Here is a 13,570-nt window from a genome sequence, read left to right as displayed (position 1 = left end):
TTCGATTAAATCGCCCAATTCCCATTACGGAAGATCGGTTCACGTTTTCCGTCTTTTGTAATACCGTCAATATTCATTTCCTTTGAACCAATCATGAAATCGACGTGTGTGATACTGTTGTTTACACCAGCTGCATCCAATTCTTCACGATTCATCTCTTTTCCGCCTTCGATATTGAACGCATATCCGCTGCCGATGGCAAGGTGGTTCGATGCGTTTTCATCATAAAGGGTATTGTAATAGAGAATATTCGAGTTTGAGATTGGTGAATCATCTGGTACAAGAGCAACTTCACCTAGATAATGAGAGCCTTCATCTGTTTCAACGAGCGAAGTTAAAATGTCTTCGCCTTCCTTCGCTTTCACATCGACAATTCGGCCATTTTCAAATGTTAAAGTAAACTCATCAATGATATTTCCTGCATAGCTGAGCGGTTTTGTGCTTGAGACAGTCCCATTTACACCGTCTTTTTTAGGTACAGTAAAGACTTCTTCAGTCGGCATGTTAGCCATGAAAGAGACGCCGCGCTCACTCACGCTGCCGGCACCTACCCAAATGTGCTGCTCAGGGAGCTCAATCGTTAAATCAGTGCCAGGAGCATCATAATGAAGCTTCTGGTAGTGGCGCTCATTTAGGATTTTGACCTTTTCATTTAGCGACTCATCGTGCTTTTTCCAAGCCTCCACAGGATCTGCTTGATCAGCGCGAGCGACTTTAAAGATTTGATCCCATAATAAAGCGACAGCTTCTTCATTTGTCTGGTCAGGGAAAATCTTTTTCGCCCAATCTTTTGATGCAGCGCCTACAACCGTCCAAGCCACTTTGTCTGATTGAACGTATTGGCGATATGTATGAAGGGCGGATCCAGCGGCTTTTTGCTGTGCAGCGATTTTTTTCGAATCAATGCCTCGCAGAAGGTCAGGGCTTTCTGACAAGATCGTGATAAAAGCGCCGCCGCGTTTTGCGATGGTTTCCATCATCTGTGCTTCCCATTCTGGGAATTGCTCAAACACATCTTGCGGTGCATGTTCATATTTTAAACGAGCAAGAACACCGTCACTCCAGCGGATATGTATGTTTTTCGCCCCGCGCTCATACGCATGTTTCGCAACAAGACGAACAAGGTCTGCAGATTCAGTAGATGCAGATACGACGACTTCATGTTCTTTTTGAACATTCACACCGACTTCAACGATGGTCTTCGCATATTGATCTAGTTGTTTTTCAAATGAATTCATAAAAACCCTCCTTTAGTCATGTTCATCATATCAGATTTAAGACCGAAAAGGAAAATGGGGAGCACGCGAAAAGCCAAAATAAAAAAGCCGCTTTCATGCGGCTTTTTTAGCGGTTCAGTTGTTTCACAGGCTGTGCATTAGAAGGGGGCATATGTGAAAACGACAGGCTCATTCCTCCTAATATAATACCCGTTAAAATGACTGTGACAACGACCCGTTTACCTAAATCAAGCAACATGTTCTTCCTCCTTCACGTTTATCCATTCCTCACGATATGATCGAAATGATAAAAAAAGAAGTAGAACAAGAAGATTATTTTAATGTTTTTTGCAATTTATGAATGACTTCTAGTGAACGACCTGTTCCGATTGCGACAGATTCAAGTGGATTTGCTGCAATATGAACTGGAACGACAATCTCCTGTGAGAGCCATTCTTGAATCCCGTTTAACAAAGCGCCACCGCCAGTTAAGATCACGCCGCGGTCTACGATGTCACCACTAAGCTCTGGAGGGCTGTCCTCTAATGTGGCACGAATCGCCTCTAAAATATGAAGAAGTGACTCTCGCATGGCACCTTGAATTTCATGAGATTCAAGTGTGATCGTTTTTGGAAGACCTGTCACCAGATCACGTCCACGTACTTCTAATGACTCTGGCTCATGCTCAATGAGACCATAACCAATTTCCATTTTAACTTGCTCAGCTGTCCGCTCGCCGATTAATAGGTTATATTTCTTTCGCACAAATGTAATGATATCTTCATCCAGCTGATCTCCGCCAATTCGAATGGAATGACAAGAGACAACGCCGCCAAACGAAATGATGGCAACTTCCGTTGTTCCTCCGCCAATATCGACTACGACGTTTGCAACAGGCTCATCTACTGGGAGATCAGCGCCGATTGCGGCTGCAACTGGTTCTTCAATTAAATGCACGTGCTTTGCTCCGCAGTTTTTCACAGCATCACTGATGGCACGGCGCTCAACAGCTGTTGAACCAGAAGGTGTACATACGACGACCGTTGGTTTTCTGAAGGTAAACCCGATATTTTTTCCTGCTTTTTTCATGATTTGTTTGAGTAAATCTGTTGTCATATCATAATCAGCGATGACACCGTCTTTCATCGGACGGATCGCCACAATTTTCCCAGGTGTTTTCCCAATCATTTCTTTTGCTTCTGTTCCGACGGCAAGTACAGTTTTTGTTTCTGTATCGACTGCCACGACGGACGGTTCATTTAAAATAATTCCCTTATTTTTACTATAAACCAATATGTTAGCTGTTCCTAAATCAATTCCAATTTCGGCATTTTGAAACATATTTTCACCCAATCTCTATTTTTGCTGTTTTAAACAATTTTACATTTAAAAGTTCAGAGGGTTGAGGTCATTTGTGGGGGTTTGTGATGACCTTGAAATGAACTTGTAAAATTCAAGTATCATTTTGACAATCACAATAAATTTTCCCTTTGTTTTTTCTTTTGTGAAAAAAATTTTCAAGTTGGAGAAACCTTTCGTGAATCTCTTACGTCTACGATATATCAATTGGTGAAAAACAGATTGATCTTGAGCTAATGAAAGAAAGAGGGAACGAAATTGAAATCTATCGGAGTCGTAAGAAAAGTAGATGAACTAGGGCGTATTGTGATGCCAATCGAATTGAGAAGAGCACTTGATATTGCAATTAAAGACAGTATGGAATTTTTTATAGATGGAGATAAAATCGTCTTGAAAAAATATCAGCCTCAAGGTGTTTGTCTCATGACTGGTGAGATTACTTCTGAGAATCATGAATATGGAAATGGTAAAATTAATTTAAGCGCTGAAGGCGCAGAACTACTGCTAAAAGAGCTGCAAGAAGCCCTTCAACAGTAATGAAAATAGCCTGCTCTCTTTCTTTGTGCGGAGAACAGGCTATTTTTTATGAAAAAAGTTCCTTAAAAATGCCCCATCTCCCTCAAAAAATAAGTGGAAAATGGTACAATTGACAAAGAATCTCAGGGCGGCAGGTGGAATCATTTGAACAAAACATATCAAGTGCGGATCGTGTTATCTGTTCTTGCATTTATTTTAATATTAAGCTGGGGTTTCTTTTATTATCTAGGCGGCTATCAAATTAATTGGCCGCTCGATCTAGCCTTTACAGTCCTTGTTCTAACAGGGATCTGGGTTGTCTCAGGCTATGTAGACCGCTTAAATCTATTTGTGTCAGACTTAAATACGAGAGAGAAAGAAGCACACGAACTGACAGAGCGGCTGAATCGAATCACAGATAACTTGCAAGAAATCGTCTTTGAAACAAACGAAAAAGGTGAAATTATTTTTTTGAATCAAGCATGGACACAAATGACAGGCTATGACATTGATGAATGTCTAGGCACCATGTACAATCAGTACTTTGATCAAGAGGAACGCGTGGTGCAGCATTTGTTATCTGTGATCAAGGAGCATAAGGATGCGGGGCGGGTAGAACTGCAGCTTCTACATAAAGAGGGAAAGAAGGTATGGGGAGACGTTCATTACAAGCTCTATTTTGATGAGCATCACCAGTTTACCGGAGGAATTGGAACAGTAGCTGATATTACGAAACAAAAGCAGGCAAAGCTTGAGCTTGAAAGATCCAATCAGCAATTGCAAATGCAGGCGCAAAAGCTGGCCGTCGCTGGACAAATAGCCGCTGGAATCGCCCATGAAGTCAGAAATCCACTGACATCAGTAAATGGTTTTTTACAGCTGATGAAGACACAATATCCTGAAAGAACCGATTATTTTGACATTATCTTCTCTGAAATTAAACGAATTGATTTTGTTTTAAGTGAGCTACTTGTATTGGCTAAGCCTCAATCGGTCCATTTTCAAGAAGTTCAGCTTCATGAGCTTCTAGAACAAGTGATTACTTTATTAAAAACAAATGCCGTTCTTTCAAATATTGATCTCAAGCAGCCATTTAAAAGGCAGGATGCCGGCGCAATCCTAGCAGACGCTAACCAAATGAAGCAGCTGTTCATTAATTTAATCAAAAATGCGATTGAGGCAATGCCTGAAGGTGGCAGCATATACATATCTACAGAAAAAGTATTGAATGAATGGAAGATTACCATTCAAGATGAAGGAAAAGGGATGTCTGAAAAGGATATTCAAAAAATATATGATCCTTTCTTTTCAACGAAAAAAGAAGGGACAGGGCTTGGTCTGACCATCTGTGCGACGATTTTAAAAGATCATCACGGAACAATGGACGTATCCAGTGAGCTTGGAAAAGGCACAGCTTTTCATATTTATTTGCCTGTGTGTCAAAAAAGCAGACAGCAGCAAGTTGAGAGGACGTGAAGTCATGACGGTGAAAGCTTTATTTGTATATGGGACGCTATTGCAGCATGAAGAGCACCACGAAGCGTACATGAAAGAAAGCAGACTAATAGCTAAATCTGCTTGGATGAATGGAAGGATTTATGATACAAGTCAAGGATATCCAGCGTGTGTTCCCGCAGAAAAAGGCACTGTATACGGGGAATTGTACGAGGTAACCGCTGACACGTTGAATAAGATAGACGTACTAGAGGAAGGGTATGACAAGCAGGAAATCAATGTCATGACGGATCAAGGTCAGGTAGCAGCCGTGACATACACTTTGCCAGAGCAGAAGGCATCAGCGCTGAAAGAAATAAAGAGAGGGTGCTGGAAAGCTTATAAACTGTGGCAACAGAAGCCATCATCCTTCTATTATTTTGCCTATGGCTCCTGTATGGATGATGCTAGGTTTAAGCTAGCAGAAGTCGATCATCACTTCAGACAAATCATCGGCGGTGGTGTACTAAATGGTTTTACTACGAGATTTACATTGGTGAGGCCAGATGGATCAAGAGCTGATATGGTAGAAGACGGCGGCGAAACAGAGGGTGTATTATATGAAGTTCCTTTTGATGCCATTCGTTATTTGTATAAACGAGAGGGAGTATATGAAGGTACATATCGTCCAGCTTTTGTCGATGTCAAAATAGGTGATCAAATTTATGAGGACTGTTTAACCTTTCTTGTGCTTCAAAAGAGCGAAGAAATCGCTCCGCCAGCTCATTATCGAAGTGAAATCGAAAAAGGAGCAGACCTTTACTTAAGTGAAGCGTTCCGCAGAAAAATTCGTTCGCATATGGATTCATTAATCAAACCGTAGTAAAATGCATGGTAAGTGAGATAAAAGGAGTCTGAACATGAAAAAGGAATATGCAGTCATTGGTCTTGGACGCTTTGGCGGAAGTATTTGCAAGGCGCTGAGCGAAGAAGGACTTGAAGTCATGGCGATGGATATGAATGAAGATCGAGTAAACGAGTACGCGAAAATTGCCTCACATGCGGTCATTGGTGATTCGACGGACGAAAACGTTTTAAAAAATCTTGGTATTCGCAACTTTGATCATGTCATCGTTGCAATCGGTGAAAATATTCAGGCAAGTATTTTAACAACGATTATGTTGAAAGAGCTTGGCGTCAAAATGGTCACCGTGAAAGCGCAAAATGACTACCATGAAAAGGTGCTCAACAAAATTGGAGCGGATCGCATCGTTCATCCAGAGCGAGATATGGGCAGACGGATTGCACATAAAATCATTTCAAATAACGTGCTTGATTACCTCGAGCTGTCAGATGAGTACAGCCTGATTGAGATTGTGGCAAACAGCAGGCTTGCGGGACATTCTCTTTTAGATCTTGATATACGGGCAAGGTACGGCATCAACATCGTGGCCATTAAGCGCGGAAAAGAAGTCATTGTTTCCCCGCTGGCAGATGAAATGATTCAAAAAGAAGATATCCTCATTGTCATTGGGGCAGTAGCCGATATAGGACGCTTTGAAAAACGAGAAATGCAGAACGATTATTAAGCACTCCGATGACGGGGTGTTTTTTTTATATGAATGTGTTCATGGTAGGTGGACATTGAGACGGAAATATACACTGAAAAGGGTTGTTTTGTTCATGTATAACCGCAAAAATAAGTCATCCTATTTTTCATGCAATTATCACTATTCAGAAATAAAAATCAGTGTTTTGATATGGTTGATTTTCTCTAAATGTCATTGACTGGACAAACAGATTCGTTTACGATAAGAAACATTATATTGTTTACTTGGAGGAGGCAGTGTCGTTGGATAAGGAGCTTTTCAGACATCAAATTGAGGTAGCAGCAAAGAGAAAAAAAGCAGCCCTCGTGATTAAACATGCGAAAGTCATGGATGTGTTTAACCAGGAATGGATAGACGCAGATGTCGCTGTTGAAAATGGACAAATAGTCGGGATAGGAGAGTACGAGGGAGAACAGGAGCTTGATGCAGCAGGTCAAATGCTTGTGCCTGGTTTTATTGATGGCCACGTTCATATCGAGTCTTCTATGGTTACCCCTGCTGAATTCTCCAAAGCTGTCGTTCCGCGCGGTGTGACAACTGTCGTAACAGATCCTCATGAAATCGCCAATGTGTCAGGTATAACAGGCATCCGTTTTATGCTGGAAGAAGCGAGAAAAGCTGCCTTACATATTTATTTCATGCTGCCATCCTGTGTACCGGCAGTCAGTTTTGAACGATCAGGTGCTACATTAAAAGCGAAAGATTTAAAGCCTCTTTATCAAGAAAAGGAAGTGCTTGGTCTTGCTGAGGTGATGGACTATGTCGGTGTGGAGCAGGCAGAAGAAGATATGCTTCAAAAGCTGCTTGATGCTCAAAATGAGAATAAACTGATTGATGGCCATTTAGCAGGCTTAACAGATCGATTAATCAACGTCTACCGGACGGCCAATGTCCAAACAGACCATGAGGTGACAACTGCACAGGAAGCCCTTGAACGTGTGAAAAGGGGTATGTATGTGATGCTGAGAGAAGGATCTGTTGCCAAAAACGTGAAAAATGTTTTACCCGCTGTCAATGAAAAGAATGCGAGACGCTTTTTCTTTTGTACAGATGATAAACATTTGGATGATTTAATGGCACAGGGAAGTATTGATGAGCAAGTACGGATGTCCATAAAAGAAGGTTTAGATCCATTTTTAGCTTATCAAATGGGAAGCTTAAATGCCGCAGAGTGTTTTGGTCTTAAAACAAAGGGAGCCATTGCACCAGGCTATGATGCTGATTTTATGCTCGTTTCAGACTTTCATCATGTAGACATTACAAGCGTATTTATCGCAGGTGAATTGGTTGCACAGAACGGAGAGTACAAGCCGAGTGTCGAAAAGAGCGCACCGAGCCCAGCATTATTACAATCTGTTCATGCAGTAGATGTTCAAGAGGAAGACATTGCACTACCTATCACGGGCGATCAACATATGAATGTCATCCGTATTATTCCGAATCAGCTTGAAACAAAGTTAGAACAAGTCTCTCCTTCAGAAATGAACGGACAATTTACAAGTGATACAGGCAGAGATGTATTGAAAATGGTGCTTGTTGAACGTCATCAAGGTTTATCTGAAATGGGCGTAGGGATTGTCAGTGGCTTCGGCATCAAACAGGGCGCGATTGCAACAACGGTTGCACATGATTCACATAACTTAATTGCAGTTGGCACAAATGATGCTGATATCATCAAAGCGATTGAGGCGTTAAAAGAAGCAGGCGGCGGTTTGACTGTTGTTAAAGAAGGGCGTTCTCTTCATACGCTGCCATTACCGATCTCTGGTTTATTGTCAGATCAGCCGGCACATCTCGTCAATGAAAGCCTTCATACACTTCATGAAGCGCTTAAAGAAACAGGTTTTACCTTAGACTTTAATCCGTTTTTGACGCTGTCCTTCTTGGCACTTCCAGTCATTCCTGATGTGAAAATGACGACAAAGGGCTTGTTTGATGTCAGAAACTTTCAGCACCTCCCAATTCAATCATAAAAAGTGAGAAACCGCATGTGTACGATGTATATATGCGGCTTTTTTCAATACTTGATGAAAAAAAGAGACACAGCCAGTCGGCTCGTGTCTCTTTTTGTGATTACACTTCCATAATAATCGGTAAGATCATTGGGCGGCGTCTTGTTTTTTCGTAAAGGAAAGGTGCAAGTGTGTCCGTAATTTCGTTCTTAATTTCCGACCACTGAGTTGTCTTGCGTTCCATTACTTTTTCAAGATGCTTTGAAATGAGATCTTGTGCGTCGTTGATGAGATCTCCAGATTCTCTCATGTAGACAAAGCCTCTTGAGATGAGATCAGGACCAGCAGAGATTTTGAATTCTTTCATGTCCATGCTGACGACCACAATGACAAGACCTTCTTCTGAAAGAATGCGGCGGTCTCTTAAGACGATATTCCCGATATCGCCAATTCCGCTTCCGTCGATATACACGTTACCTGATGGAATTTTGCCAGCGACACTTGCTTCGTCACCTTTTAGTGCAAGTACTTCACCGTTATCCATGATAAAGCAGTTTTCCTCAGGAATTCCGCAATCATTCGCAAGTTTAATATGCGTTTTTTGCATGCGGTATTCGCCGTGAATCGGCATAAAGAATTTTGGTTTAATTAAACGGAGCATCAGCTTTTGTTCTTCTTGTCCGCCGTGACCAGATGTATGAATATTATTAAGTGAGCCATGAATGACCTCAGCGCCAGCACGGTAAAGCTGGTTAATGGTACGGCTTACGCTAATATTGTTACCCGGAATTGGTGAAGATGAGAAGACAACAGTGTCACCAGGATTAATCGAAATCTGGCGGTGAGTGCCGTTTGCAATACGAGAAAGAGCAGCCATCGGCTCACCTTGGCTCCCAGTACAAAGAATAGTCACTTTGTTTGCTGGTAGACGGTTGATTTCATTATGTTCAATGAACGTGTTTTTTGGACATTTAATGTAGCCAAGATCTTGTCCAATATCAATGGCAGACTCCATACTTCGTCCAAACACCGCAACTTTTCGGCCGTTGGCAACAGCGGACTCGATCACTTGCTGAAGTCTGTGAATGTTTGAAGCAAACGTAGCAAAGATGATACGTCCGTCGACTTTTCTAAAGATGTCATCAATGCTTTCGCCTACGCGTCTTTCAGACATCGTAAATTCTGGAATTTCACTGTTTGTACTATCGGATAAAAGACATAGAACGCCTTCTTTCCCGATTTCAGCCATTTTTGTTAAGTTGGCAGGTTCGCCAACAGGCGTAAAGTCAAACTTGAAATCACCTGTATGTACGATGTTACCAGGAGGTGTCTTCACGACAATTCCATAAGAATCTGGAATACTGTGTGTAGTTCTAAAGAAAGACACAGCTGTTTTTCTAAATTTAATGGTATCTTCTTCTTCATAAATGTGAAGTTTTGTTTGTCTCAAGAGACCGTGCTCTTCCAATTTATTACGAAGTAGGCCGATTGCGAGTTTGCCGCCGTAAACTGGAATATTCACTTGCTTGAGAAGGTAAGGGATACCGCCGATGTGGTCTTCATGTCCGTGAGTGATGAAAAGACCTTTGATTTTATCTTCGTTTTTAACTAAGTACGTATAGTCAGGGATGACGTAGTCAATTCCAAGAAGCTCATCTTCAGGGAACTTAATACCAGCATCAATTAAAATGATTTCATCTTGAAATTGAACGCCATACGTGTTTTTACCGATCTCGCCTAAACCGCCGAGCGCAAAAACTGCCGCCTGATCGTTTTTTACAAATTTCATTCCTCTCATAGCTCCAATACTTTAAAATTTTCACTTTCTCGTTCATAGTCTAAAAAAGCACCGTCTACAGGCTGAATGAATTCAATGTTGTAGCTATGTTTTTTCAACTTATCGCGTACGTCTCTTTCAGAAACCGCTTCAACGTATAGTGAATCTGTGTGTTCTCTTACAGGTACCTCAGTAGTACTTGCCTGAAAAAACACCTTATATATCATCCAAATCTCTCCTTAAATACCGTATGTTACACTCGCTATTTCTATTATATTAAAAAAACGCGCATAAGAAAAGTCTCTGAGAAAAAAGGACCTTCAGCAAATGTGCGGAAGATCCTTTTAAGCGATCGATTTTTTACGAAGCATGTCCTTCCATTGTCTTCTAATTTTCTTGCGCAGACGACGAAGCATCGCAGGTCGCCTCCTTTCGAATTGAAGTTAGATTAGACCTTGTATTCCGTTCTCTCTTTATACTTGTATTATATGACGTTTCCATTGAATGTTACATGGTTATATGTGGGAAATGGGCGTTTTCATAGGAAGTGGTTTCGAAAGCAGAAATCTTTCTGTATGATAAAAGGGAGTGGGTATACATAACAAGAGACAGGAGACGGGATATGAATAAAAAAGTCATCTTCTTTGATATCGACGGTACTTTATATGATCATGATAAAAAAATACCTGAATCAACAAAGCGAGCGGTTCGTTTATTAAAAGAAAAAGGCCATCATCTCTTCATTGCATCTGGGCGTTCGCCTTTTTTAATTAAGCCTATTTTAGAGGAATTGGGGCTTGACTCCTTTATAGCTTATAACGGTCAGTATGTCATGTATGAGGGAGAAGTCATTTACGGCAATCCGCTTAAACTGGAGCTAATGGAGCAAATTTATGAAACGGCGGATCGTCATGATCATCCGCTTGTTTTCATGGGGGAAAAAACGATGAAGGCTTCTGTGCCAAATCATCCGTTTATCCATGAGGGGATTGGGACTTTAAAAACAGAGCATCCTGAACATGATTTATCTTACTTTAAAGAAAATGAGATTTTTCAAATGCTGTTATTCTGTAAGGCAGAAGAGGAAGTCCAATACGAGGCGTTCCGCGAAGAAATTGATCTTGTCAGATGGCACGAGCTGTCAACAGATGTCTTGCCAAAAGGCGGATCGAAGGCTGAAGGCATTAAACGAGTTATCGAAAGACTGCCTTACGAGCAAAAGGATACCGTTGCCTTTGGAGACGGTCTGAACGATCGAGAGATGATTTCGTTTGCTGGTATAGGCGTCGCCATGGGAAATGCTGTGAATGAACTAAAAGATTTGGCTGATTTTGTGACAAAGCCGGTGGATGAAGACGGCATATTCCATGCAGTGACTCATTTAGGCTTGATTGAAGAATAGAAAAAAGAAGACCCTTAGGTGATTGGGTCTTCTCAGCGTGTAGACAAACCCTCGCATTCGTTGTCATGTCTGCGCGCTGGTGCTCACGAATGTTCAATTCGCTCCGCGCCAGTACTCGCCCTTCCTAGACTGCAAAGGTTTTCTATCACGCTGAAAAGAAGACAAAGTGCTAAAATAAACATCATTTTAGCACTTTGTCAACAATCTAAGAAGACCCTTAGGTTATTGGGTCTTCTTTTTATTTTATGATCTGCCGATCGCAACAGAGTTGTCAGGCTCAGCGAATGGCTGATCCTTTTGAATATGATCATAAAACATAATGCCGTTTAAATGGTCGATTTCATGCTGAAACACAATGGCCGGAAACCCTTTTAGGCGAATATCAATGTCTTCTCCTTCAAGCGTTGTGGCCTTCACCCTGATCTTTTGATATCGAGGGACAAATCCAGGAATGGCTTCATCAACAGATAAGCAGCCTTCACCAGTAGTTAAATAAGCTCTTTTGACGGAATGACTGACAATGCGCGGGTTGAAAAGGGCATAGCTGTATTCCTCTCCATCTTCATCCTCACAGTGAACAGCGATCATTCGCTTACTGACATTAATTTGCGGAGCCGCGAGTCCAACGCCGGGTCTGAGTCCATACGTTTCAGCTATGTCAGCATCCTGACTATTTTTAACGAATTCAATCATGTCAGCTAATTGCTGTTTTTCCTCTTCTGTCGGCGGGAGCTCGACCGCTTCAGCTGTTTGTCTTAAGACGGGATGTCCGTCCCGTACGATATCTTCCATGGTAATCACAAATCTTCACTCCTATTTCCTTTGTATGTAAAGTATATAAAATGATACACAACATATGCAATGAAATAAAGAAGACCGGTCCTATGAGACCGGTCAGAGGCTTAAACAGCCATTAGCAGCAGCCGCCACCGCCGCCTAAGAATGCTGCGCCAACGATGATTAATAGGATGAAAAGGACAACGATTAAAGCGAATGTCCGTCCACCGCCGTATCCGTATCCACCGCCATAACTTGGGTAACAACAGCCACCGCCATATCCACCACCGTGTCCATACCCGTAACCGCCGTATCCACCATACATACTTCCATGACTATAATTAGACATACTTTTGACCTCCTTTGGAAATACACTCGGCCTCTCATAAGTGAAGGCGAAGCGTGTAATATAAACTATGTATGAATGCACTATTTGTATAGTCATGCGCCTATCACTTGAAAAAAATCTTCTTTAGCTCATCAGAATGACCTCTTTCCTTGTCACAAACGCCTATAAAAATTATAGTGGTATGTGGAGATGTAAAGGGGGAACCTTGTGATGAAACAAATAAGAAGAAGCATGAAAGCAGGTGCTGCTTTAGCGGGGATATGTACCCTTTTGCTGGCGGGATGCGGAGGTCAAAGTTCATTTCATGACATGCAAGATGCGATGACGAAAATGAGCGAAAAAGAAGCATCCTTTGAAAAAGAGCAAGGCACACTGCAAAGCTATGAGAAAAAAGAGCAGCAGCTCTATAAAAAAATGATTCAAACCACAAAGGATCACACTAAAACAGTGACAAGCCTTTCTGATCAGGCGTTAGCATCTGCAGCGAAACGAGAAGAACATTTGAAAACAGAAAAAGACAGCATGGATGAATCGAAAAAAGAATTGAAAACGGTCAAGAAATCTGCGGGACGTATACAAGATACAGATTTAAAAGAAAAAGCAGATGAAACGGTCAAATCGCTTGAGAAAAGATATGCGTCGTATGACCAGCTTTACAAGGAGTATCAAAAGGCGTTGAAACAAGATCAGCATTTATATCAAACTTTAAAGAAAAAGGACTTAGGATATAAAGAGCTAAAGTCCAAGCTGAAGACGGTGAACCGTTCTTATAGCAAAGTCAGAAAAGAAGGTAAAAAGTTCAATCAATATACAAAGCAATTGAATGAGCATAAACAGGCTTTGTCTAAAGCGGCAGATCAAGAGTCCAAAAAGAGCTGAAAAAACAGCTCTTTTTTTATTTTTCGACAAAAACAAACATTTTCTATTGTAGTACAGTAGTATACTCTATACTAGTACAGTTCGATGTGTTTGTTAAACAGATTGATACAGCTCACCATAAAAAGTAAAGCGAATACATTTATTTAAATAAAGCCGTTAAATCAATTGACGGACTATTTTTCTTGTTGTAAACTAGTCCTTGTTAACAGAAGTTGTATTAGTTATTTGTGAACTATCGTTAATACAGTTAGAAGAACTCAAAAACGAGCGATCATCTCATGTTTCGACAACGATCCTA

General features: G+C 41.3%; 14 protein-coding genes. 7 read left to right on the top strand and 7 right to left on the bottom strand.

All coding sequences use genetic code 11. The annotated features are described in order from the left end of the window. Positions 1–5 precede the first annotated feature (5 nt). The 3 genes from MHI11_RS12520 to mreBH form a co-directional block, all read right to left on the bottom strand. Positions 6–1,238, bottom strand: a complete 1,233-nt coding sequence (locus MHI11_RS12520) for an aminopeptidase (RefSeq protein WP_340910621.1) — start codon at positions 1,236–1,238, stop codon at positions 6–8. Between the two features lie 106 nt (positions 1,239–1,344). Continuing rightward, positions 1,345–1,476 carry a protein YkpC gene (locus tag MHI11_RS12515; RefSeq protein ID WP_003210922.1) on the bottom strand — a complete coding sequence of 44 codons (132 nt, stop codon included), beginning with the start codon at positions 1,474–1,476 and terminating at the stop codon, positions 1,345–1,347. Between the two features lie 74 nt (positions 1,477–1,550). Next, complete coding sequence (mreBH, locus tag MHI11_RS12510) at positions 1,551–2,558, bottom strand: rod-share determining protein MreBH (protein WP_012009812.1); 1,008 nt, start codon at positions 2,556–2,558, stop codon at positions 1,551–1,553. A gap of 276 nt (positions 2,559–2,834) precedes the next feature. On the opposite strand from mreBH, the gene MHI11_RS12505 reads away from it, so the two are divergent. The 5 genes from MHI11_RS12505 to ade all read left to right on the top strand — a co-directional run bounded on the left by MHI11_RS12505 (position 2,835) and on the right by ade (position 8,109). Further along, positions 2,835–3,113 carry an AbrB/MazE/SpoVT family DNA-binding domain-containing protein gene (locus MHI11_RS12505; protein ID WP_034325036.1) on the top strand — a complete coding sequence of 93 codons (279 nt, stop codon included), beginning with the start codon at positions 2,835–2,837 and terminating at the stop codon, positions 3,111–3,113. 144 nt (positions 3,114–3,257) lie between these two features. Continuing rightward, the gene (locus MHI11_RS12500) at positions 3,258–4,568 is read left to right on the top strand and encodes an ATP-binding protein (protein WP_340961178.1); all 1,311 of its coding nucleotides are present in this window, start codon (positions 3,258–3,260) and stop codon (positions 4,566–4,568) included. 4 nt (positions 4,569–4,572) lie between these two features. Next, positions 4,573–5,409, top strand: a complete 837-nt coding sequence (locus MHI11_RS12495; protein ID WP_065097204.1) for a gamma-glutamylcyclotransferase — start codon at positions 4,573–4,575, stop codon at positions 5,407–5,409. Positions 5,410–5,446: 37 nt separating this feature from the next. Next, a complete protein-coding gene (locus tag MHI11_RS12490; RefSeq protein WP_044142031.1) occupies positions 5,447–6,115 on the top strand; it encodes a potassium channel family protein in 669 nt (222 codons plus the stop codon). Between the two features lie 263 nt (positions 6,116–6,378). Further along, complete coding sequence (ade, locus tag MHI11_RS12485; protein WP_065097205.1) at positions 6,379–8,109, top strand: adenine deaminase; 1,731 nt, start codon at positions 6,379–6,381, stop codon at positions 8,107–8,109. 100 nt (positions 8,110–8,209) lie between these two features. On the opposite strand, the gene rnjA is transcribed toward ade, so the two are convergent. Both rnjA and MHI11_RS12475 read right to left on the bottom strand, forming a co-directional pair. Beyond that, positions 8,210–9,877: a ribonuclease J1 gene (gene rnjA / locus MHI11_RS12480; RefSeq protein WP_003212511.1), complete on the bottom strand. Its 1,668-nt coding sequence runs from the start codon at positions 9,875–9,877 to the stop codon at positions 8,210–8,212. A gap of 5 nt (positions 9,878–9,882) precedes the next feature. Next, positions 9,883–10,092 carry a DNA-dependent RNA polymerase subunit epsilon gene (locus MHI11_RS12475; protein ID WP_003211882.1) on the bottom strand — a complete coding sequence of 70 codons (210 nt, stop codon included), beginning with the start codon at positions 10,090–10,092 and terminating at the stop codon, positions 9,883–9,885. Between the two features lie 395 nt (positions 10,093–10,487). On the opposite strand from MHI11_RS12475, the gene MHI11_RS12470 reads away from it, so the two are divergent. After that, positions 10,488–11,267, top strand: coding sequence for a Cof-type HAD-IIB family hydrolase (locus MHI11_RS12470; protein WP_126741236.1), 780 nt, complete (start codon positions 10,488–10,490; stop codon positions 11,265–11,267). A gap of 243 nt (positions 11,268–11,510) precedes the next feature. Here MHI11_RS12470 and def read toward each other — a convergent pair whose 3' ends face one another. Both def and MHI11_RS12460 read right to left on the bottom strand, forming a co-directional pair. Further along, entirely contained in the window at positions 11,511–12,068 is a 558-nt protein-coding gene (gene def, locus MHI11_RS12465) for a peptide deformylase (RefSeq protein WP_065097207.1), read from the bottom strand. Positions 12,069–12,180: 112 nt separating this feature from the next. After that, positions 12,181–12,369 (bottom strand): YjcZ family sporulation protein, encoded by a 189-nt coding sequence (locus tag MHI11_RS12460; RefSeq protein WP_106067392.1) that lies wholly within the window; start codon positions 12,367–12,369, stop codon positions 12,181–12,183. Between the two features lie 234 nt (positions 12,370–12,603). Here MHI11_RS12460 and MHI11_RS12455 point away from each other — a divergent pair, with 234 nt between their 5' ends. Then, a complete protein-coding gene (locus MHI11_RS12455; protein ID WP_065097209.1) occupies positions 12,604–13,272 on the top strand; it encodes a YkyA family protein in 669 nt (222 codons plus the stop codon). The last annotated feature ends 298 nt before the right edge of the window (positions 13,273–13,570 follow it).

The sequence above is a fragment of the Bacillus sp. FSL K6-3312 genome, from assembly GCF_038007485.1.
GTDB classification, from domain to species: domain Bacteria; phylum Bacillota; class Bacilli; order Bacillales; family Bacillaceae; genus Bacillus; species Bacillus pumilus.
Note: the sequence above shows the minus strand (reverse complement) of the source record. Positions and strands in the feature narration are given on the sequence as shown.